The 20,254-nt window shown below is 72.4% G+C and carries 19 protein-coding genes; 6 read left to right on the top strand and 13 right to left on the bottom strand.

Going from position 1 to position 20,254, the window contains the following annotated elements; all coding sequences use genetic code 11:
* Window positions 1-71: 71 nt before the first annotated feature.
* Window positions 72-791 (top strand): FadR/GntR family transcriptional regulator, encoded by a 720-nt coding sequence (locus PS467_RS14400; RefSeq protein WP_311035620.1) that lies wholly within the window; start codon window positions 72-74, stop codon window positions 789-791.
* A 6-nt stretch (window positions 792-797) separates the two neighbouring features.
* Here PS467_RS14400 and PS467_RS14395 read toward each other — a convergent pair whose 3' ends face one another.
* From PS467_RS14395 to pcaH, 7 genes are all read right to left on the bottom strand, one after another.
* Window positions 798-1,634 (bottom strand): carbohydrate ABC transporter permease, encoded by an 837-nt coding sequence (locus PS467_RS14395; RefSeq protein ID WP_268976950.1) that lies wholly within the window; start codon window positions 1,632-1,634, stop codon window positions 798-800.
* A 50-nt stretch (window positions 1,635-1,684) separates the two neighbouring features.
* Window positions 1,685-2,611, bottom strand: coding sequence for a carbohydrate ABC transporter permease (locus tag PS467_RS14390; protein ID WP_311035619.1), 927 nt, complete (start codon window positions 2,609-2,611; stop codon window positions 1,685-1,687).
* The gene (locus tag PS467_RS14385) at window positions 2,611-3,879 is read right to left on the bottom strand and encodes an ABC transporter substrate-binding protein (RefSeq protein WP_311035618.1); all 1,269 of its coding nucleotides are present in this window, start codon (window positions 3,877-3,879) and stop codon (window positions 2,611-2,613) included. Before PS467_RS14385 ends, PS467_RS14390 begins: the two co-directional genes overlap by 1 nt.
* A gap of 87 nt (window positions 3,880-3,966) precedes the next feature.
* Window positions 3,967-5,196 carry a bifunctional 3-oxoadipate enol-lactonase/4-carboxymuconolactone decarboxylase PcaDC gene (pcaDC, locus tag PS467_RS14380; protein ID WP_311035617.1) on the bottom strand — a complete coding sequence of 410 codons (1,230 nt, stop codon included), beginning with the start codon at window positions 5,194-5,196 and terminating at the stop codon, window positions 3,967-3,969.
* Between the two features lie 145 nt (window positions 5,197-5,341).
* On the bottom strand, window positions 5,342-6,673 hold the full coding sequence (gene pcaB / locus PS467_RS14375) for a 3-carboxy-cis,cis-muconate cycloisomerase (protein ID WP_311035616.1): 1,332 nt from the start codon (window positions 6,671-6,673) through the stop codon (window positions 5,342-5,344).
* An 85-nt stretch (window positions 6,674-6,758) separates the two neighbouring features.
* Window positions 6,759-7,340, bottom strand: a complete 582-nt coding sequence (pcaG, locus tag PS467_RS14370; protein WP_311035615.1) for a protocatechuate 3,4-dioxygenase subunit alpha — start codon at window positions 7,338-7,340, stop codon at window positions 6,759-6,761.
* A complete protein-coding gene (gene pcaH, locus PS467_RS14365) occupies window positions 7,340-8,107 on the bottom strand; it encodes a protocatechuate 3,4-dioxygenase subunit beta (protein ID WP_311035614.1) in 768 nt (255 codons plus the stop codon). Before pcaH ends, pcaG begins: the two co-directional genes overlap by 1 nt.
* Before the next feature lie 221 nt (window positions 8,108-8,328).
* Between pcaH and PS467_RS14360 the strand changes: the two genes are divergently transcribed.
* On the top strand, window positions 8,329-8,769 hold the full coding sequence (locus PS467_RS14360) for a MarR family winged helix-turn-helix transcriptional regulator (protein ID WP_268971886.1): 441 nt from the start codon (window positions 8,329-8,331) through the stop codon (window positions 8,767-8,769).
* Window positions 8,770-8,773: 4 nt separating this feature from the next.
* On the opposite strand, the gene PS467_RS14355 is transcribed toward PS467_RS14360, so the two are convergent.
* The 3 genes from PS467_RS14355 to PS467_RS14345 all read right to left on the bottom strand — a co-directional run bounded on the left by PS467_RS14355 (window position 8,774) and on the right by PS467_RS14345 (window position 11,348).
* Window positions 8,774-9,571, bottom strand: coding sequence for a putative protein N(5)-glutamine methyltransferase (locus PS467_RS14355; protein ID WP_311035613.1), 798 nt, complete (start codon window positions 9,569-9,571; stop codon window positions 8,774-8,776).
* 157 nt (window positions 9,572-9,728) lie between these two features.
* Entirely contained in the window at window positions 9,729-10,580 is an 852-nt protein-coding gene (locus PS467_RS14350; protein ID WP_311035612.1) for a helix-turn-helix domain-containing protein, read from the bottom strand.
* Between the two features lie 21 nt (window positions 10,581-10,601).
* Window positions 10,602-11,348 carry a DUF6879 family protein gene (locus PS467_RS14345; protein ID WP_311035611.1) on the bottom strand — a complete coding sequence of 249 codons (747 nt, stop codon included), beginning with the start codon at window positions 11,346-11,348 and terminating at the stop codon, window positions 10,602-10,604.
* Window positions 11,349-11,579: 231 nt separating this feature from the next.
* Between PS467_RS14345 and PS467_RS14340 the strand changes: the two genes are divergently transcribed.
* Window positions 11,580-11,855: a hypothetical protein gene (locus tag PS467_RS14340; protein ID WP_311035610.1), complete on the top strand. Its 276-nt coding sequence runs from the start codon at window positions 11,580-11,582 to the stop codon at window positions 11,853-11,855.
* Window positions 11,856-12,179: 324 nt separating this feature from the next.
* Window positions 12,180-12,587, top strand: coding sequence for a hypothetical protein (locus PS467_RS14335; RefSeq protein WP_311035609.1), 408 nt, complete (start codon window positions 12,180-12,182; stop codon window positions 12,585-12,587).
* Window positions 12,588-12,594: 7 nt separating this feature from the next.
* On the opposite strand, the gene PS467_RS14330 is transcribed toward PS467_RS14335, so the two are convergent.
* Window positions 12,595-13,527, bottom strand: a complete 933-nt coding sequence (locus PS467_RS14330; RefSeq protein ID WP_311035608.1) for an oxidoreductase — start codon at window positions 13,525-13,527, stop codon at window positions 12,595-12,597.
* A gap of 159 nt (window positions 13,528-13,686) precedes the next feature.
* Window positions 13,687-14,493, bottom strand: coding sequence for an SDR family NAD(P)-dependent oxidoreductase (locus PS467_RS14325; RefSeq protein ID WP_311035607.1), 807 nt, complete (start codon window positions 14,491-14,493; stop codon window positions 13,687-13,689).
* Window positions 14,494-14,602: 109 nt separating this feature from the next.
* Between PS467_RS14325 and PS467_RS14320 the strand changes: the two genes are divergently transcribed.
* Both PS467_RS14320 and PS467_RS14315 read left to right on the top strand, forming a co-directional pair.
* Entirely contained in the window at window positions 14,603-15,205 is a 603-nt protein-coding gene (locus PS467_RS14320) for a TetR family transcriptional regulator (RefSeq protein ID WP_311035606.1), read from the top strand.
* 545 nt (window positions 15,206-15,750) lie between these two features.
* Entirely contained in the window at window positions 15,751-17,745 is a 1,995-nt protein-coding gene (locus tag PS467_RS14315; protein ID WP_311035605.1) for a hypothetical protein, read from the top strand.
* A gap of 74 nt (window positions 17,746-17,819) precedes the next feature.
* Here the strand turns inward: PS467_RS14315 and PS467_RS14310 are convergent, their stop codons facing one another.
* The gene (locus tag PS467_RS14310; RefSeq protein ID WP_311035604.1) at window positions 17,820-20,219 is read right to left on the bottom strand and encodes a beta-xylosidase/alpha-l-arabinosidase; all 2,400 of its coding nucleotides are present in this window, start codon (window positions 20,217-20,219) and stop codon (window positions 17,820-17,822) included.
* Between the last annotated feature and the right edge of the window lie 35 nt (window positions 20,220-20,254).

The raw sequence follows: 20,254 nt of genomic DNA, 5'->3' as shown, positions 1-20,254 counted from the left end.
GTCGTCTAACGACTTGGTTCTCACGACTTGGTTCTCACGACTCGGTCGGTCCATGAGGAAGGGGTGGCGGGATGGCCGCGACCGATGTGGCGGCGGACGGGCTGCGCGCCATGATCGCCAAGGGTGAGCTGACCCCCGGTCAGCAGCTCCCGGCCGAGCCCGAACTCTGCGCACGGCTCGGCGTGTCACGCGGATCGCTGCGCGAGGCGGTGCGCACGCTCGCCGCCCTCGGGATGCTGGAGTCCCGCCATGGCGCGGGCACCTTCGTCTCGGCGCTGCGCCCCGGGCAGATGCTGGCCGGGTTCGCCGCCACCGTGGACGTCCTGCCGCTGGACGGGCTGCTGGAGCTGTTCGACGTCCGCCGCCCGCTGGAGGCCCAGGCCGCCGCGCTGGCCGCGGCCCGCGCCGACGAGCAGGTCGTCGCCCGGCTCCGCGAGGTGCAGAAGCGGCTGGCCCGGTCCGAGGACGAGGCGGAACGGCATGCGCTGGACCGGGAGTTCCACGCCACCCTGTGCCGGGCGAGCGGCAATGAGGCGCTGGCCGCCCTCGCCGATGTGCTGCGTGCCCGGGGCAGCCACTACAGCATCTACGGCGCCCCCGAGGCCGACACCATCCGGCTGGTCAGCGACCTCGGCCACGAGGCGCTGATCAACGCACTCGCCGCACGCGATCCGGCGGCCGCCGCCGCGGCCGCCACCGCGCATCTGTCCCAGACCGAGGTCTGGCTGCGGCGGTACCACCCGCTGCCGGACGGCGGCCCGGCCGCGGACGGCGGGCCGGCCGCCGGATGAGCCGCCTCAGTCGTCGATACCGGTGCGCTCGACGCCCGCGACGATATACCGCTGGAGGACGAGGAAGACCACCAGCAGCGGCAGGATCGACACCGCCGCCGCCACGAACAGCTCATGGATGTTGACGGTCTGGGCGGTGGTGAACGTGGACAGCGCCACCTGCACCGTCCACGCGTCCCGGTCCTGGCCGATGACCAGCGGCCACAGGAAGGAGTTCCAGGCGCCGATGAAGACGATCGTGCCCACCGCCGCGAACACCGGCCGGGAGTTGGGCACCACCACCCGCCAGTAGGTGCGCCAGTAGCCCAGCCCGTCCACCCGCGCCGCGTCCTCCAGCTCCCTGGGGAAGCCCAGGAAGTACTGGCGGAAGATGAACGCCGCGACCGCGCTGAACAGCGTGGGCACCACCAGACCGCGCAGGGTGGACACCCAGCCCAGGGTGGAGACCAGGACGAAGCTCGGCACGAAGGTCACCGCCGCCGGGACCATCAGGGCGCCCAGGATCCAGTAGAAGACCACATCGGCGTAGGCGTACGGGATACGGGCCAGACCGTATCCGGCGAGCGAGGCCGGCAGCAGGGTGCCGACGGTGGTGAGGACCGCGATCAGCGAGGAGTTGAGCAGCGCGTGCGCCATCGGCACATTGGGGTCGTCGAACACCTCGCGGACGTTGGACCAGTGCAGCTCGCTCGGGAAGAACGTCCAGCCGGGCGAGGTGATGTCCGCCTCGCTGGACAGGCCGTTGCGCACCAGCAGATAGAACGGGATCAGGAAGAGCAGCGCGAGCGCGATCAGCAGCACCAGTCGCACCGCGCGCCCCACCCCGACCAGGGCGTCCCGCACATCCCGCGAGGGGTGAGGGGTGCGCGTGCGCGGGTTCCGGGGCGTGCGCATCAGTCCTCCTTCCGGCCCAGGCCGAACCAGCGGGCCTGCACCACCGTCACCACGGCGATGATCAGCGCCAGGATGACCGCGCCCGCGCTGCCCAGACCCAGGTTCTGCCCCTGCCCCAGCGCCGTGTAGTAGAGGTAGACCAGCGGCGGACGGGCGTAGGGCGGATAGCCGCGCGCATCCGACAGCAGGTTGTAGAACTCGTCGAACGCCTGGAAGGCGTTGATCACCAGCAGCAGCACCACCGCGACCGAGGTCGCCCGCAGCTGCGGAAAGGTGATGTGCCGGAACACCTGCCACCCCGGCCGCGCCCCGTCCACCGCCGCCGCCTCGTACAGCCGCGGCGAGATGCGCTGTAGCCCGGCCAGGAACAGCACCATGTAGAACCCGGCCTGGAGCCACAGCCGTACGGTCACGATGACCAGCCAGTACCAGGGCGGCTCGGTGGTCGACAGCCAGGCGATCTGATCGGCGCCGAACCAGTCCAGTACGGTGTTGGCCAGCCCGAAGCGCACCCCGTTGAAGATCGATATCTTCCAGATCAGCGCCGCCACCACATACGAGCACGCCACCGGCAGGAAGAACACCGACCGGAAGAACGCCTGCGCCCAGCGCAGCCGGTTGACCATCAGCGCGAGCCCGAGCGAGAGCACATAGGTGGCCGGGACGATCAACGCCGTGAAGACCAGGAAGGTCACCAGGCTGTCGGTGAACGCGTCGTCGCCCAGCATCGCCGTGTAGTTGTCCAGACCGACGAAGTCCGTCGGCGACACGGTGTTGTGCGCGTCGAAGAAGCTGAGGTACGCGCTCCAGGCCAGCGGCACATAGGTGAAGAGGGTCAGGCCCAGCACGAACGGGCCGACGAAGATCCAGAACCAGAGGTGGCGGTTCTGCGGGCCCAGGAGCCTGCGTCGATACGTGCCCCGCATCAGTTCTTCTTCTTCACGCGCCGCAGCTCGGCCTGGGCCTTGCGGATCACCGACCGCAGCTCGCCGTCCGGGTTGGCGCCGCCCTTGATGATCCGGCTCAGCGCGTCCTGGTAGGCGGTCCTGGCCGCGGCGGTCCACAGCAGCGGTTCGGAGACATGGCCGTGGTCGAAGGCGTAGCGCGCCGCCTCACCGGCCGCGCCCGTCCGCAGTTTGGCGGCCTTCTTGGCGAGCGAGATCCGGGCGGGGATGTGGAAGCCGTAGCGGAGGGCGAAGTCCTCCTGGTATTCGGTCCGGTCCACCCACAGCCACTTCACATACGCCTTCGCCTCCGCCTTGTGCTTGGTCTTCGCGCTCACCGCCGCCCCGTACGCGCCGACCGGCACCGCGGGTGCGCCGTCCGCCCCGTCCTTGGGGAACGGCAGCACCCCGAAGTCCTCCCCCAGCGCCTTCTGCACCTGCGGCAGCGCCCACAGCCCGGACCACTGCATGGCCGTGAGCCCCTGGGTGAGGGCGGCCGGGTCCGACCAGTCGGAGGGCGCCCCGAGCAGCAGCGACTTCTCGGCGTAGAGCTGGTGCAGCTTGCCGAGGGTGCGGGCGGCGGCCGGGTCGTCGAAGCCGATCTCGCCGTCCTTGGTGATCAGTTCGAGCCCGGCGGCGTTGAGGGGGGTGCCGGCGAGGACGCCGGGGCCGCCGTCATTGCCCAGGAAGAGCCCCTTGACGTTCTTGGTGGTGAGCTTCTTCGCCGCATCGATGAGCGCGTCGAGGGTGTCCGGGGGCTCCACCCCGGCGTCCGCCAGCAGGCTCTTGCGGTAGTAGAGCAACTGCATGTCGATGACCTGCGGAATGCCCCAGACCTTGCCCTGGTACGTCTTCTGCTCCAGCACGGTCGGGTTGAAGTCGTCCTTCGCCTCGCTGAGCAGATCGGTGAGGTCGACCACCTGGCCGCCCTGGATCTGGTCCAGGGACGGCCCGCTGGCTTCGAAGACGTCCGGGCCGGAGTCGGTCAGCAGCGCGGCGGCGGTCTGCTGGTCGTAGTTGCCCGGCCGCCACTGCACCTGGACATTGGCCCCGTCGAACGCGTCGGCGTACCGCCGGACGGCCTGTTCGGTGCCGGCCTCGCCGTACTGGTGGTACCACTGCTCGATCACCGGCTGGCCGGCGTGGTCGTCGCCGCCCCGTCCGGTGTTCGTTCCGCAGGCGGAGGCCAGCGCCCCGGTCAGGGCCAGCCCTCCGCCCGCACCCAGCAGCCTGCGGCGGCTCATGGACATCGTGTACGCCCCCTCGTCTCCCGGTCTCCCTACGACCCAACGATCAACGATGGAGGCGGATTACGACAGAGGTGTTGCGGAGGTATGTCACTTGTCGGTATCGGAATGTGACGCTGAGTCGACACCTTCCGCCGGGTCGGCGGGTGACGCGGCGTCGATCTCGTCGAAGACCCGCTGGGCGGTGGCGAACGCCGAGTTGGCCGCCGGCACCCCGCAGTAGACCGCGGACTGGAGCAGCACCTCGCCGATCTCCTCACGGGTCAGACCGTTGGTGAGCGCGGCCCGGACGTGCATGGCCAGCTCGGTGTCATGGCCGTGGGCGATCAGCGCGGTGAGGGTGATACAGCTGCGGGTCCGCCGGTCCAGTCCGTCGCCGGTCCAGATCTCGCCCCATGCGTAGCGGGTGATGAAGTCCTGGAAGCGGGCGGTGAACGGGGTCGTACGGGCCACCGCGCGATCCACGTGCGCGTCCCCGAGGACGGCCCGGCGCACCGTCATCCCGGCCGCGTGCCGGGAGGCGTCGTCGGACGGCCGGGCCGCGCCGGCGAGGTGGTCGGCGAGGTGGGTGAGCAGCGCCCCGGTGACCGCGTCCGGCCGCTCCACGCCCGCCAGATGGGCCGCCCCCGCGACCTCCAGCAGACTCGCGCCCGGCACCGCGTCGGCGATCTGACGGGCGTGGGCGGGCGGGGTGGCCGGGTCCTCGCGGCCGGCCACGACCAGGGTGGGGGCGGTGATGGACGGCAGCGCGTCCCGCATGTCGTAGCCGGCGAGCACATCGCAGCAGGCGGCGTAGCCCGCCCGGTCGGTGGCGCGGAGGTCCGCCAGCAGCGCGCGGCCGCGTGGCGTGGCCGCGAACTCCTCCGAGAACCAGGTCCCGGTCCGGCTCGCCACCATCGCCTCCGTGCCCTCCTCCCGCACCAGCCGGGCCCGGTCGCGCCAGCTCGAGGGCTCGCCGAACCGGGCCGAGGAACAGACGACGGACAGGCAGTCCACCCGGTCGGGGTGGTGGGCGGCCAGATACAGCCCGACCGCGCCCCCCAGGGAGATCCCCGCGTACGCGAACCGCTCCCACCCCTGGTCGTCGGCGAGGCGCAGGACGAGGGCGGCGAGCGCCCCGATGGTGGCCGAGCCGTCGGAGGGCAGCAGCGCGGCGGGCGAGCCGCCGTGGCCGGGCAGATCCCAGCGCAGCACACGGTGGTTCCGGGCGAGCGCGGGAAGCTGGGGGTCCCAGACGGCGAGGGAGGTGCCGATGGAGGGCCCGAGGATGAGCGGGGGCGCGGTGGCGGGCCCGCTGAGGTCGTAATGGAGTGGGGTCACGCTGGTACTCCGGCTCGTGGGTGGGGTGGTGGGGCCATGGGGTGGTGGGCCATGGGCGGTTGGGCCATGGGTGGTGGGGCCAACGCCGCTCGCGGCGGGCCGGTGGGCACGACCACCCACCGGCCCGCACCCGGCGACGAGACCTCTACGGGTGGGGCCGCTGATCGGGGCGCTGATGGGGACGCCGCTGGGGCCGGGCCCCACGCTCGAGGGCACGGTCGACCAGGGCAGGGGCGGACCCCACGTACCGCGTGGGGTCCGTCAGCTCACGCAAACGGTCGGGGGGCAGCACATCGCCCAGCGCGTCCGCCAGCGACACCCCCTCCGCCGCCACCCGCCGCGACGCCTGGGTCAGCCGCTCCTTCGCACGGGCGCGGCCGACGACCGGGGTGAGGGCGGCGATGAGGCGTTCGCTGACGATCAGACCGTCGGTCAGCTCCAGGTGTGCGGCCATGCGGTCCGGGAAGACCCGCAGCCCGCCGGTCAGCTCCACCGCGTCCCGGGCGGAGCCTCCCGCGAGCCGCAACAGCTCCCGCAGCGTCTGCCACTCGGCGTGCCAGGCGCCGGCCGGGCGCTCGTCCTCGGCGGTCAGCGAGCCCAGCAGGGTGGCCGCGAGCTGCGGTGCCTGACGGGCCGCGGCGGCCATCAGCGTGGCGCGCACCGGGTTGCTCTTGTGCGGCATCGCGGACGATCCGCCGCCGGTGCCCTCGGCCACCTCGCCGATCTCGGTGCGCGAGAGCACCAGCACATCCGCCGCCACCTTCCCCAGCGCGCCCACGGCGAAGGCCAGCGCGGAGCCGAGGTCCGTGATGGGGGTGCGCAGGGTGTGCCACGGCAGATCGGGCGCGGCCAGCCCGGTCTCCTCGGCGAACCGGGCCGGCAGCGCGGCCCCGTCGTCCCCGAAGGCCGCCAGCGTGCCCGCCGCGCCGCCCAGCTGGGCGGGCGGCCGCAGCGCCGCGAGCCGGTCACGGGCGTCCAGGACCAGCGTCCGCCAGCCTGCCGCCTTCAGCCCGAAGGTGGTGGGCACGGCGTGCTGGGTGAGGGTACGGCCGGGCATCGGGGTGTCGCGGTGCGCGGCGGCGAGCCGCGCCAGCTCCGCCGCCGCGCGGTCCAGATCGGCCACGATCAGCGGCAGCGCGCGGGCGGCCACCAGCATCGCGGCCGTGTCCAGGATGTCCTGGCTGGTCGCGCCCCGGTGCACGTACGACGCGGCCTCCCGGTCCGTGCGGGCCACCGCCGCGGTGAGATCGGCGACCAGCGGAATGACCGGGTTGCCGCCGGAGCGGGCGCGCAGCGCCAGCTCCCGTACGTCGTACAGCTCGGCGCGGGCCGCGCCCGCCACCGCCTGCGCCGCCCCGGCCGGTGCCACCGCCCGCGCCAGCGCGGCCTCCGCGTCCAGCATGGCCTGGAGGAACGCGGTGTCGCCGGTGGCCGCCTCCACCGCCGAACCGGCCCGCACGGGGGACAGCAGCCCCACGTCGTCACCGGCACCGTCGGAACGAGCGGAACCGTCGGAACGAGCGGAACCAGCCGCACCAGCGGAACGAGCGGATTCAGCCGAACTAGCGGAACTCAAGGAAAACCGTCTCCCCTTCGCCCTGGAGGCGGATGTCGAAGCGGTACGTCCCCGGCCGGGACCCCGCCGTCGCCACCAGCGTCTCGCGGCGCGCCGGATCCAGCGAGGCGAGCAGCGGGTCGGCGGCGTTGGCCTCGGTGTGCTCGGGGAAGTACACGCGGGTGAAGAGGTGGTGCAGCAGCCCCCGGGCATGGACGCACACGCTGATGTACGGGGCGGCCGGGCCACCCGGCGGCAGCGTACGGGCTGCCCAGTGGCCGTCCGCGTCGGTGGCGATCCGGCCGAACCCGGTGAAGTCCACGCCGTTGCGGCCGAGGAACCCGCCGTTCACCGCGTCGCGCCGCATCGACCCGGCCGCTCCGGCCAGGGAGCCGTCCGGGTCCGCCTGCCACAGCTCGACCAGCGCGTCCGGGACGGGCCGGCCCTCGCCGTCGTAGACCCGGCCGTGCAGGGTGATCGTGTCGGGGTGGCCCGCCGGGGCGATCTCGCCGCCGTCGGGGAAGGGCAGGGCGTATCCGTAGAAGGGTCCCACGGTCTGGGACGGCGTGGGTGCGAGCCTCTCGGTCATCAGCGGCCCTCCTCGATCCAGGTGGCGGACGGTCCGTCCAGCACGATGTCCCAGCGGTAGCCCAGCGACCACTCCGGCCGCGACAGCCCGTGGTCGTACGTCGCGACCAGCCGCTCCCGCGCGGACTGGTCCGTCACGGACTGGAGGATCGGGTCGTAGGCGAAGAGCGGATCGCCAGGGAAGTACATCTGGGTGATCAGCCGCTGGGTGAACGCGGTGCCGAAGACGGAGAAGTGGATATGCGCCGGCCGCCAGGCGTTCTCGTGGTTGCGCCACGGGTAGGCACCCGGCTTGATGGTGGTGAAGTGGTACGAGCCGTCGTCGCCGGTCAACGTCCGCCCCACGCCGGTGAAGTTGGGGTCCAGCGGCGCGGGGTGGTCGTCGCGCTGATGGGCGTAGCGGCCCGACGCGTTGGCCTGCCACACCTCGATGAGCTGCCCCCTGATGGGGCGGCCCCGGCTGTCCAGGAGCCGCCCGGAGACGGTGATGCGCTCGCCGAGCGGTTCGCCCTGGTGCTGCACCGTGAGGTCGTTGTCGAGCGCGGTGGTGTCGGTGTGGCCGAAGACCGGGGTGTGCAGCTCCACGGTCTCCGGGTCGCCGTGCACCGCCACCAGCGGCTGCTTGGGGTGGCGCAGCGTACTGCTGCGGTACGGGCGGAAGTCGCGCGACGGGTGCTCGGCGGCGGGCGCCCCCTCGGCACGCGCCTTCTCGTAGGACTCCCGTATCAGGGTGAGTTCGCCGTCGATGTCGGACTGGGTGAGAGCCATGTCTGTGGTCAGCCTTTTCGCTCCGTGGGCAGGATGCTCAGTGTGCTGATTAATTGGGCGCCGGTTCGGCACGTTGCCATCGGCGGGTTCGCGCGTCAAGGGTTTGGAGCTGGGGGAATGCTGCCTCTCGACATCAGCTCTTCCGCGGGGCAGAATCGCTCAGTGCACGGACTAACCGGGCACGGAAGCGGCGCAGACGTCACAAGCCAGGAGGAGGCGGCATGGGCGGTGCGGTGGACCTGAACACGCACCCCGGGCATCTGGCCCGCCGCCTCCAGCAGGCGCACTCCCTGCTGTGGGGCGCGATGGTCTCCGAGGAGACCACCTCGCCGCAGTTCGCGGTGATCAACGCGCTGATGGAGAAGCCGGACATCGACCAGCGGACGCTGAGCGAACACGTCCACCTCGACCGCTCCACCATCGCCGACCTGGTCGCCCGGCTGGCCCGCCGCGGCCTGCTGGAGCGGGTGCGCGACCCGCACGACGGCCGCCGCAACGTCCTGCGGCTGACCGAGGAAGGCGTCCGGACCCACCGCAAGCTGGTCACCCGGACGGCCCGGATGAACCGGGTCTTCCTGGCCCCCTTGGACGAGACGGAGCGGGAGACCCTGCTGCGGCTGATCGCACGGGTGGCGGACGCGGCGGAGGAGCTGCGCGCGTAAGGGGTTACGGAGCCGACGGCCTGGTGCCGATGACGACCGTGGCCTCCAGCTCGGCGCACTCGGCCAGCCGCGGCTCCAGCCCGTCACCGGCCACGATGGCCATGGCCGAGGAGGCCTGCCGCCCGCTCGTCTCGAACAGCAGCGAACCGCCCGGCGCCAGCCACCCGTGCGCGCCGGCGGTCACCCGGCGCAGGACGTCCAGCCCGTCCGCGCCGCCGTCCAGCGCCACCCGCGCCTCGTGGACCCGGGCCTCCGGCGGCAGCAGCCCGACCTCCTCGGTCGGCACGTACGGCACATTGGCGAGCAGGACGTCGACGCGGCCGCGCAGTGCGGCGGGCAGCGGTTCGTAGAGATCGCCCTCGTACACCGTGCCGCCCGCCGCCTCGACATTGCGCCGGGCACAGCGCACCGCCGCCGGGTCGATGTCGGCCGCGTACCACTCGGCCCGGCCCAGCGCCGCGACCAGCGCGGCGCCCAGCGCGCCCGAACCGCAGCACAGATCGACCACGACGGCCCCGGGCCGGGCCAGCGCCACGGCCTGCTCGACCAGGAACTCGGTACGCCTGCGCGGCACGAAGACCCCGGCGTCCACGGATATCCGCAAACCCCGGAACTCCGCCCACCCGAGGACATGCTCCAGCGGAAGCCCGGCGGCGCGCCGGTCCACCATGGTGTGGAGCGCGGCCGGGGTAGCGGCGGTGGCGAGGATCAGCCGCGCCTCGTCCTCGGCGAACACGCACCCGGCGGCGCGGAGCCTGGCGGCGACGGTGGAAAGGGTGACGAGTGAAGGTGAAGCCGACATGGGAGCCTGAAAAGCCTTTCGGGAGGTCTCAGGGTGCTCCCGGCGGCCAGCTATGCCGCGTACGTCGTGGCGGCCACGCGGCCACGAAGTGAGAGCGCCCAGCCTGAACTGGCGTTGATGGGTCTCACCTCCTTGGTGCGTACGGGTGACGGCCACGTTACCCGATGTCCAGCGCCCGCCGGGCATCGTTGATCAGGCGCTGGGCGTCGGCGCCGAAGACGGCGGATTCGCGCAGGGTGTTCCAGGCGCGGAGGTAGAGGGCGATGCTGTCGGCGTCGTTGATCCACAATTCGGCATGCCAGTCCTCGACGAGTACAAGCCGCTCGTCATGGACCCAGAAACCGTTGGCGGGCTGGATCTTCAAAGGCGCGGCGAAGGGCACGATGCCCAGCTCGACGGTGTCCAGGCCGATGACGCTCATCAGCCGGTCCAGCTGTGCGGCGAGGACTGATGGTGGGCAGACGAGAGCGCGCAAGGCGCCCTCCCACATGATGATGTGGTACCGCTTGCGCGAGTCGTACAGTCCTTCCTGGCGCCGTAGCCGACCACGTACGGCAGCCTCGGTGTCCCGTGGAGACTTGTGCAGGTCTGCGTTCTGGGTGAAGACGGCTCGTGCGTAGTCGGGCGTCTGGAGCATGCCCACCACGACACAGTTTTGCCAGCCGCGCAGTGTGGTCGAGCGCTGATGCTCCGCGTTGATCCTGTCCTGAACGGGCTTGTGCCCGGCGGCCAGTTGGCGGCGCCACGACCGGATGTGGGATTCCAGTCCGTTGAGCCGGGAGACTAGTTCGTCGGCGGCTTCCGGCTGATTGGTTGCCATGGCCCAGGCGCGCAGGTCCTCGGCTGTCGCTGTCTGGCGCCCGTTCTCCAGCTTGTAGATCTTGGAGTGCGGCCAGCCCAGCCGCTCCGCGAGTTGTGTACCGGTGAGCCGGCCTTCAGGGCATGACGCGCGCAGCTCCCGAAGCCGCGCTCCTAGGGCCACCCGTGCCTGCTGAAAGTCAGTGCTCACCGGTCACACGGTACTGGTCCTTTACGACGGCAGCTCCGCCGCGAACTTGTCGTACCGAACGGCGTAGTGCCATGCCGCATCCCGCACCTGCAGATAGCGGTTGACTGCCACTGGCTCCGTGATCAGCTCCACGTTGAGCAAGTTGTCGTCGTCATCGAAGTTGAGGAGAGCGACGAGCCGAGAGTCGAAGATCCAGAAGTCCTCGGCGGGCAGCCGGAGCCGGTCGGCATCGGCACGCCACAGGTTGCGGATGTCCTCTCCCACGGCGCAGTTCCGCTTCGCGCTGTAGAGGAGGTAGCGCTGACCGATCGTGGGCGGGGCGTCGACGATGCGCACTCGCTCGCACCGCTTGCCCTGCTGAGTTTGGTCGCGGATCGTGGTGAAGAACGGATGATAGAGGTCCAGGGGCGCCTCGCCCGTCTCGACGAACGCCTGGTAGTCGGGCGCCGTTTCATCACTCGCGAACCGGCGGCGGGTCTCCAGCCGCCAGGCGGTGTGCTTGAAGTTCTCGAAGAGCTTGCCGAAGTCATCCAGGTCGATGATGCGCGGTGTGCGAGTGACCTCCTTGGGACCGAAGTCGACCAGCAGTTCGCGTGGTACCACGATGGGCGTCTCGCCCTCTCCCAGGTGTTGGAGCTGGGCAAGGTCCTCGGGGTCGGAGAGCGGTGTTCCGTGGATGACGATCTCTCCGCTGTCCAAGTCCTCGTGCACGGCGGGGCAGCCTGTGACGTCGGAACCCGTCCCGTTGAAGCGCAGTCGACGCGCCATGATCACGTCCTTCCTCGTCGATCTGGACACCACGAGCATGTCGCACCCGTGGCTGCGCTCGGTACCGCTTCGCTAACCCTGTGTGAGATCAATCAAGAACATCTCGCCCAGAGGCGAGAACATTCGAGAACATCGCATCGCGCACCCCGGCTCCCTCTCCCTAATGTCCCGTTCACGCAGAAACGGCGGGAGAGGTGACCGATGAGAATTCGCGAACAGGACATCGAGGCAATGCGTTCCGACCGACACCGGACGGCCAGAGCCGAGGCCCAGGCCGTGGCCGAACTGCTGCGCCAGGCGTTGCAGCGGCTCGGCTTCACCCCGGACGTGCCGCACGGTGTCGAGGGCGGGGAGCTGTACTGGCCGACCCTGCGGGGCGAACTCACGGTGTCCGGCTATCCGCTGGTGGCCCTCGGCCGCATCCCCCTCGACAGCGCGAACCGGCTCGCGGATGTCCTGATGCGGGCCGCGATGGAGGAGCGGACGAAGAAGGCCGCCTCCACGTAGGCGGCTTCGAGACCCCCGTACCGGCTGGACCGGAGCCCTGGCAGGTCGAGCCCAGCCGGAACGGGTGCACGTGCACGACGGCGCGCGGAGAGTCCCCGTGCCGACAGCACAGAAGGGAATCTTCCCGATGCGGCCGGCAGGACACAAGGCCGTCTTACGGCACGACCCGGAGGACGGCGACACCATGCCCGACACCGACGCGCCGTCGCCCCCTTCGGGCGGCGGCTGCGGTGGCGGCGACGGCTGCGGCCGTCGATAACCCCGGTAGGCAGGGCAGTCCCGGCCGACGCCGGGGCCGCCCTGCGGTGAGCGGAAGGCGGCATCTTGCACCACCACGGCTATACCTGGCTCGGCTCGGGCCACGACCTCCTCAAGGACGGCCCCAGACGCCCCATCCACCCGGACTTCAAGCACTCCAAAGTCGTCCCTCTTGAACTCGCCCACTGGCTGCTCAAGCCGCCCACCCTCATCCAGGGCACCTGGACCGACCCCGCCCAGGCCGCCGACTGGTTCGGCGCTCAGGCCCGCGCGCATGCCGCATCCTTCGCCTCCGACCACGACCGCGCGGCCGAAACGCTGTCCGCGAAGGTCGAGGGCGCGGCCGGGGCCGTCGCGGCCGGGGAGGACGTCGCCGGGGGCTGGTATCTCACCGGGCGGCGGTTTCTCTCCGTATGCCTTATCGCCTGCGGTCCCCACCGGTTGCGCCCCGAGATCCCTTGCCCGCAGGCGTGATGGTGGCTCAGGGCGCCAACGCCTCGTACCGCACGCCCGTCAGCCGCTCGGACGCGGCCCACAGTCCCCGCCCCGCCGGGTCGCTGAGCGTCCACCTGGCGCGGGCCGAGCGGACGGGGGAGCCGCGCCACAGGCCCTGGAGCGGTGGGCCGAAGAAGTCGTCCTGGCGGACGTCCGGGCCGGTCGCCGCGTAGAGGGTGGGCAGTGCGCCCTGCTCCGCGCTCTGGGCGAAGAAGCGGTTGCCGATCTCCATGAACCGCTCGGTCGCCCGGCGGCCCTCCATCTTCGCGGCGGCGGTCTGGAGGTTGGTCGAGGCGTAGCCGGGGTGCGCGGCGGCCGCCACCAGGCGGGCGCCCGCCGCGCGCAGCCGGCGGGCCAGCTCATGGGTGAAGAGGAGGTTGGCGGACTTGGAGCGGGCGTAGGCCGTCCAACGCCGGTATCCGCGTTCCATGTTCAGGTCGCGCGGATCGACCGTCCCCAGCATGTGCATAAAGCTGGACACGGTGACCACCCGCGCCCCCGGGCCCGCCTCCAGCAGCTTCGGCAGCAGCAGTCCGGTCAGCGCGAAGTGTCCCAGGTGGTTGACGCCGAACTGGGTCTCGAAGCCGTCGGCGGTCCTGCGGTACGGAAGGGCCATCACGCCCGCGTTGTTGATCAGCAGATCCAGCCGGTCGCCCTTGTACTCGGCGGCGAAGGCCCGTACGGATGCCAGGTCCGCGAGGTCCAGCGGCGCGACCCGCACGTTGGCGCCCGGCGCCTGCGCCCGGATCCGCTCCGCCGCCTCGGCCCCGCGCGCCTCGCTGCGGCACGCGAGCACCACCTGCGCGCCACGCCGGGCGAGCTCACGGGCGGTGATGTAACCGAGGCCGCTGTTGGCGCCGGTCACCACGGCGGTGCGGCCGGTCTGATCGGGGATGTCGCTCGCGGTCCAGCCCTTCATCACGCGCTCCTTCGCGGTGTGCGCTACGCGCGCCGGTAGCCCCTGTGTCCGGCGACAGCCTAAGCGGGGCGCGCGGACAGCTACAGCGGCAGCGCGAACAACTGCGTCGAACGGGGCATCCTCCCCACCGGCCATCAGGCCGCCGCGACACCAAGGTCCTCAGGCCGGGTCCGGGGCGGTGGTCGTGGCCCCCATCATCATGACCGCGCGTCGCCTGCTGGAGGCGCGGCCCAGGCTTGCCATGACGCGGTTGAGGCGGCCGGAGATGACGCTCGGTGGTGGTGTGCGGCGATCAAGTGTCCGCAGCGCTGTGGCCACGACTTCCTGGGGTGACTGGCGTTTGGTGCCGCCGTCCGCGCCATCGGTGCCGACGACGTCGAAGAATTCGGTGTCGGTCGCACCGGGGGACAGGGCGAGCACGCGCAGCCCGGTGCCACGCGACTCGTGCCACAGGGCCTCGGTGAAATGCAGCACGAACGCCTTGGCCGCCGCGTAGACGGCCATGTTGGGGACGGGAAGGTACGCGGCCATGCTCGCCACATTGACCAGCACCCCGGTCCCGGAGGCCCGCAGCGGCTCGATGAACGCGCGGGTGATGTCGACCAGGTTGGCGACGTCAACGGAGATCTCCTCGCTCAGCCGGCGTGGGTCCTCGGTGTGGAACGGGCCGAAGGTGCCGAAGCCGGCGTTGTTCACCACGCTTGTCACGCTCAGGCCGCGCCGTGCCGTCTCCTCGGCGAGGGCCTGCCCCGCCGCGGGCAGGCTCAGGTCGAGCGGGATGGCCGTGGCCCGGATGCCGTGGGCGGCGGTGAGTTCGGCGGCCAGTTTCTCGAGCCGTTCCCTGCGTCGGGCGACGAGGACGACGTGTGAGCCGCGCTGGGCGATCCGGCGGGCGAACTCCACGCCGATGCCGGCGCTGGCACCGGTGATGAGGGTGGTCTGGCCGTGGTAGTCGACGGCGCTCACGGGCTGCTCCTGGGCGGTGGTGGAGGGATTGAGTGGTGGCACTGTACGCCTAAACTGTCACTCGGTGTCAATGAGGTACTGGGTGTACGAAGGAGTAGGCTGCGGATCCATGAACGATCAGAAGGGCCGCCCGGCGGGGCTACGGGAACGCACCCGGAGAGCAGTGCAGGCCGAGATCGTCACCACCGCGATGCGGTTGTTCCTCGAGCGCGGTTTCGAAGCCACCACCATGGAGCAGATCGCCACCGAGATCGGCATCTCGCGGCGCTCGTTGTTCCGCTACTTCGGCACGAAGGAAGACATCGTGCTCGGCGACCACGCCGCACACGGAGAGGTCCTGCGGGCCGCGCTGGAAGCTCGCCCGGCCGACGAGCCTCCGTGGGAAGCGCTCCGGGCGGCCCTGCGGGAACTCGTCGATTCCCTGGCGTACTCGGCGGAGGACTTCCTCAAGATCACCAGCATGCTCCACGCGTCGCCCTCCCTCCGGGCGCGCCAGTTGGAGAAACGGCAGCAGTGGACCGAACTGCTCGTGCCGGACATCGCCAGACGACTGGGAGCCGCGGAGGACCTCATGACCCAGGTGCGGGCCCACGCGCTCGCCGCCTGCGCCTTGGCCTGCTCCGAAGTCGCCACGGAGACCTGGGTCCGCAGCGGCGGCACCGTCGATATGGAACGGGCCTTCGACGAAGCGGTCGCCGCGGTACGCGGCTAGGACACCGCTGTCGCCGCCGAGTTGCTGTCACCGCTGCCCCTATGTCCCGCCCGCTGGGTTGCTCGGCTCGGTCGGGTGCGGCGCCGTCTCGCGCCTTCGGCGCCATTGAGCAGCGGCGGCGGGGGTGGGGGGCGCGGCGCCGCCGCCGGGCGCCGGGTCCGTTGGGTGGGCGCCGGTGGCGGCTTCCATGTTCGGCGGTCGGGGCCCCGCCGGACTGCGGGCCGGCCGCCCTCCGGGTACCCCCCTAAAAAACGCTTGATCTGACGCAACTAATTTGTCAATCAGTTTCCAGAGGGGTGTCCTATCCCTCCGCTGTCCGGCATCGGCCTCGGCCCCCGGTCACGGAAGCCGCCACCGGGCCCCGCCCCCACCGGCCCGGCGCCCGGCGGCGAGCGCCTGGCCCGGCACCCCCTGCCCCGCTGCTCAAGTGCGCCGAAGGCGCGAGACGAAACCCGCACCCGACCGAGCCGGGCAAGGCTCGCTGTCGGACCCATGCGCGAAGATCTCCTCGTGACGTATTCGACGGGGGAGACGGGGGAGGTCCGATGACGAAGACGACCGACGCGTGGGCGGCTTTGGACGACCGTGGCGTGGTGCCCGCGCTGGGCGGGCTCATCGACGGCACGGGCATGTGGCGGCCCGGGGCGCTGGGGGCCATCGAGCGGACCGGGCGGTTTCTGGCCGGGACCTGGGATCCGCCGGGCCCCGAGGGCGAGGACGGGCCCGGGATCGCCGGGGAAGGGTCGTGGGTGCGGTTCATCGGGCGGATCGGGGCCGTCGCGCTCCGGGCCGCCGCGCCGTCCACGCGTCCGGAGCGGCGGGAGCGGCTGCTGGCGCTGCTGGAGATGTGGGCGGAGAGCCCGTTCGCCGATCCGGGGGCCCGGCTGCGTACCGGGATCGCGGTCACCGAACGGCTCGCGGTGCGCGACGAGCGCGGGGCGGCCGTGAGCGTGGGGTGGAGCGGTAAGGGACGGCGTCAGTTCGTCGACCTGCGGACCGGGGACGCGGAGCCGCCCGGCCTGGGAGAGATCGAGGAGGTCGCCGAGGTGCCGCGCGGCTGGGGGAGCGCGGAGCAGCTGCGGCGGCTGGTGGCGCTGGTGCGGGAGCGGGGCCCGGTCCCGTGGGACCGGGAGGCCGTGAGCCTGCTGCGGGAGCGGACGGGGCTGGGGCGCCCCGCCGCGTCCCTCGCCCTCGCCGGGATGCTGGAGCGGATGTACGTCCCGTTCCTGGACGACCAGGAGCGGGCGACGCTGCGGCTGAAGGCGGCCGAGGCCGAGGACGGTTCGTCCGAGCTGGCCCGGCTGCGCGCCGCCGGCCGTCTGGAGCTGGTGGCGGACGTGCTGCCCGACGACCCCGCCGAGCTGTGGGAGCCGGGCGGTATGCGGGGGGTGGCCGAGCGGCTCGCCGAGGCGTGGCGGGCGCGGTACGGCGCCCGGACCGTGGTGCCCGAGCGCACGTTCAACGCGGTCGTCGAGCTGGGGCTGCTCCGCGTGTCGGCGGCCGAGTTCTGCGCGGCGTTCACCGGCCCGGCCGCCGAACCCGGGCTCAGCGCCCCGCTCGACACCTGGATCAAGAACAGCGACTACGGCCCGCTGGTCACCGACGCCCAGTGGGACATCGTGCGGTTCACGGAGCGCCTGCACTCCGTCGTGCCGAATCTGGGCTGGGTCTACGCCGCGCTTCCCGCCGGTGACCCGGTCCGCGAGGGGGCGCCAGGACTGGTGCGGCTGCTGCTCGAGCGCCTGGACCACCCAGGGCTGCTGCTGCGTGCCGGGCACCCCGCCGCCGGCTTGGGGCGTACGGCCGCCGATCTGCACGACCGGTTCGGGTTCCGGCCGTACGCGGGCCCGGAGCGGCTGGACGTCGCGAGCATCGACGACGGGCTCACCGTCGTCACGGACGGCGCGGTCGACCGCAGGGGGTACCAGGGCCCTCCCCGTCTGTACTTCCGCCCCGCGTTCTACGGCGACGACGAGCGCTCCCGGACCCTGTCGGCGGTCACCGCCGGCTTCCACCGGGAGGACCTCCCGATCGTCGAGTGGCTGCGCGGCCCCGCCTGCGCGCGCATCGTCGAGCGGATCGAGAGCGCCTCGCTGCCGGCCGGCGCGTACGAGTCGAACCCGGCGGCCTCCGCGCCCGAGGTGGTGGCGCGGGTCGCCGGGACACTGGGCATCGACGAGGACGCGGCGGCGCTCTACCTCCAGCTGCTGGCCCTGCCCGCGCCCACCGACCGGAACGTCCGCACCTGGAACGGGTGGAAGGCCCCGCAGCACCAGAAGGCGGCCGGCGTCCTGGTCGAGCGCGGCCTCGTCACCGAGGACACCCGGCCCCGGGCGGGCCGCAAGGTCTTCCTGCCGGGTGAGTGGGTCCACGCCAAGAAGCCCTACCAGCCCATGGAGGCGTGGAAGGCGGAGCTGATCGGGCTCCGGCGCTCCTACAACGGGCGGCTGGAGAACCCCCTTCCGCTGCCCACCCGCACCCTGCCCGAACTGTTCGCCCACGCCTGGGCGCTGGTGGAAAAGGGCGAGGGCCCGGCCTGACCGACCCCGGCCCCAGGGCGAGAGCCGCCCCGGGGCCGGGGCACGCCCGGTGGTTCCCCCTGATCGCCACTCGGCTATTTCAGCCGCGCCTCGCACACCAGCCGCCGCCGGTGGTCCACCGTGCGCTCGGGGCCGGTCAGCCTCAGCGGGACGGTGTGCCGTACGGCGGAGTCGGCGCTGGAGGAGGCCAGCCGCAGCTCCAGGGCGCCGGGTTCGACCACCCTCGTGCCGTCGGCCCCGAGCGGGTACGAGGCGAGGTCGGCGTGGAAGGTGAAGTGGACCTCGGCGGATTCGCCCGGCCGCAGCGGCACCCGCACGTAGCCGATCAGACGGGACTCCGGCCGGGCGATCCGGGCCACCGGGTCGTGCAGGTAGAGCTGCACGACCTCGGTCCCGGCGCGGTCGCCGGTGTTGCGCACGGTCAGCCGGACCGTGGTCTCCCCGTCGGTCGGGACATCGGTGGCGTCGGCCTCGGGGCGCTCCCAGGCGAACGAGGTGTAGGACAGCCCGTGGCCGAAGGGGAACAGCGGGGTCGGGTCGATCGAGCTGGCGTCGTTGCGCAGGCCGAGCGGCGGCTGTGCGTACGTCCAGGGCTGGCCGCCGGGCGCGTAGGGGACGCTCACCGGCAGCCGGCCAGAGGGGTTGACGCGTCCGCTCAGCACCCCGGCGACCGCCGGGCCGCCCTCCTCGCCGGGGAAGAACGTCTGGACGGCGGCGGCCAGCAGCCCCGACCAGCGGCCGAGCGCGTACGGCCGGCCGGTGAACAGCACCAGCACCACGGGGGTGCCGGTGGCCACCAGGGTGTCCAGCAGCGCCCCCTGCTCACCGGGGAGTTCGAGATCGGCGGCGTCACAGCCCTCGCCCGAGGTGCCCCGGCCGAACAGGCCCGAGCGGTCGCCCAGCACGGCGACGCACACATCCGCGTCCGCCGCCGTCCTGGCGGCCTGCGCCAGCCGGCTCTCGGCGGTGAGCGCCGCCGCCCCGGCCGAGACCGCTCCGCCGGCTCCCCCCGCTCCGCCCGCGTCCCCGGCGGACGCGGCCGGGCCGGGCGCGGCGCACCCCTCGGCGTGGGTGATCCGCGCACCGGGCAGTTCGGCGCGCAGCGCGGCGAACAGGGTCGGCACCTCGATGCCCAGGGGCAGTTCGGGGTGTTCCACCCCCACATGGCGGGGGAAGGTGTAGCAGCCGAGCATGGCGGTCGGGTCGTCGGCGAGCGGGCCGACCACGGCGATCCGGGCGTCCGGGGCGAGCGGCAGCACATCGCCGTCGTCGGCGAGCAGCACCACCGACTCCTCGGCCAGCTCCCGCGCCACGGCCCGCATCTCCGGCGGATCGAGGTCGACGGGGCCCGCGTCCTCGGCGAGCGCCGGCGGGGTCGGCGACCAGTCCGGGTCCAGCAGCCCCAGCTCGCACTTCTGCCGCAGCACCCGCAGCGTCGCCCGGTCCACCAGCGACTCGTCCACCTCCCCGGCCCGGATCGCGTCCCGCAGCGGGATGCCGAAGCAGCGCACCGCGGGCAGCTCCACGTCCACCCCCGCCGCCAGGGCGAGTCCGGCCGCGCCGCCCCGGGTGTCGGCGACCCGGTGGGCCAGCTCCAGGAAGGAGATTCCGAAGTAGTCGGCGACGACGGTGCCGGTGAAGCCCCAGGTGTCGCGGAGCAGTTCGGTCAGCAGCCAGGGGTTGGCGGCCGAGGGCACCCCGTCGATGTCGTTGTAGGAGTGCATGACCGAGCGCGCGCCCCCGTCCCGCACCGCCATCTCGAAGGGCGGCAGGACGACGTCGGCGAGCTCCCGGGGGCCGATGGAGGCCGGGGCGTGGTTACGGGCGCCTCGGGAGGCGGCATAGCCCGCGAAGTGCTTGAGGGTGGCGACGATCCCGGTGGACTCCAGGCCCCGGACGTACGCGGTGCCGATGGTCGCGACCAGATACGGGTCCTCGCCGATGGACTCCTCCGTACGGCCCCAGCGCGCGTCCCGCACCACGTCCAGCACCGGGGCCAGCCCCTGGTGGACACCGGCCGACCGCAGCGAACCGCCGATCAGCTCGGCGGCCCGGCCCACCAGCGCCGGGTCGAAGGACGCGCCCCAGGCGAGCGGGGTGGGGAAGACGGTGGCGCGCCAGGAGCAGAAGCCGGTCAGGCACTCCTCATGGGCGAGGGCCGGGATGCCGAAGCGGTTTCCGGCGGCGATCCGGGCCTGGAGGCGGGCCAGCGCGGCGGCGCCCTCGGCCGGTTCGACGGGGGCGGTGCCGAAGGGGCGGGTCAGCTGGCCGATGCCATGGGGAAGGAGGTCGTCGAGGTCCACGGCCTCGGACACCTCGTGCTGGAGCGGGGCGACGTCCTCGCCCTCCTCGGCCTCGGAACCCGGCCATACGCTGGAGAGCTGGGCGAGCTTCTCCTCCAGCGTCATCGAGGAGAGCAGGGCCGCCGCGCGGTCCTGCGCGGAGAGGGAGGTGTCCTGCCAGGGCTGAGGCATGAAGCTCCTTGTCGGGGGAGAGCGGACGAGGGCGG

Source organism: Streptomyces luomodiensis (assembly GCF_031679605.1).
In the GTDB taxonomy this organism is placed as follows: domain Bacteria; phylum Actinomycetota; class Actinomycetes; order Streptomycetales; family Streptomycetaceae; genus Streptomyces; species Streptomyces luomodiensis.
This window is presented reverse-complemented; position numbering and strand designations above follow the sequence as displayed.

Bases quoted from the DNA above. Each gene is read 5' to 3' on its own strand.
- PS467_RS14400 (WP_311035620.1), top strand. From the start codon at position 72: ATGGCCGCGACCGATGTGGCGGCGGACGGGCTGCGCGCCATGATCGCC.
- PS467_RS14390 (WP_311035619.1), bottom strand. From the start codon at position 2,611: ATGCGGGGCACGTATCGACGCAGGCTCCTGGGCCCGCAGAACCGCCAC.
- PS467_RS14385 (WP_311035618.1), bottom strand. From the start codon at position 3,879: ATGTCCATGAGCCGCCGCAGGCTGCTGGGTGCGGGCGGAGGGCTGGCC.
- pcaG (WP_311035615.1), bottom strand. From the start codon at position 7,340: ATGACCGAGAGGCTCGCACCCACGCCGTCCCAGACCGTGGGACCCTTC.
- pcaH (WP_311035614.1), bottom strand. From the start codon at position 8,107: ATGGCTCTCACCCAGTCCGACATCGACGGCGAACTCACCCTGATACGG.
- PS467_RS14360 (WP_268971886.1), top strand. From the start codon at position 8,329: ATGGGCGGTGCGGTGGACCTGAACACGCACCCCGGGCATCTGGCCCGC.
- PS467_RS14355 (WP_311035613.1), bottom strand. From the start codon at position 9,571: ATGTCGGCTTCACCTTCACTCGTCACCCTTTCCACCGTCGCCGCCAGG.
- PS467_RS14345 (WP_311035611.1), bottom strand. From the start codon at position 11,348: ATGGCGCGTCGACTGCGCTTCAACGGGACGGGTTCCGACGTCACAGGC.
- PS467_RS14340 (WP_311035610.1), top strand. From the start codon at position 11,580: ATGCGTTCCGACCGACACCGGACGGCCAGAGCCGAGGCCCAGGCCGTG.
- PS467_RS14330 (WP_311035608.1), bottom strand. From the start codon at position 13,527: ATGAAGGGCTGGACCGCGAGCGACATCCCCGATCAGACCGGCCGCACC.
- PS467_RS14320 (WP_311035606.1), top strand. From the start codon at position 14,603: ATGAACGATCAGAAGGGCCGCCCGGCGGGGCTACGGGAACGCACCCGG.
- PS467_RS14315 (WP_311035605.1), top strand. From the start codon at position 15,751: ATGACGAAGACGACCGACGCGTGGGCGGCTTTGGACGACCGTGGCGTG.
- PS467_RS14310 (WP_311035604.1), bottom strand. From the start codon at position 20,219: ATGCCTCAGCCCTGGCAGGACACCTCCCTCTCCGCGCAGGACCGCGCG.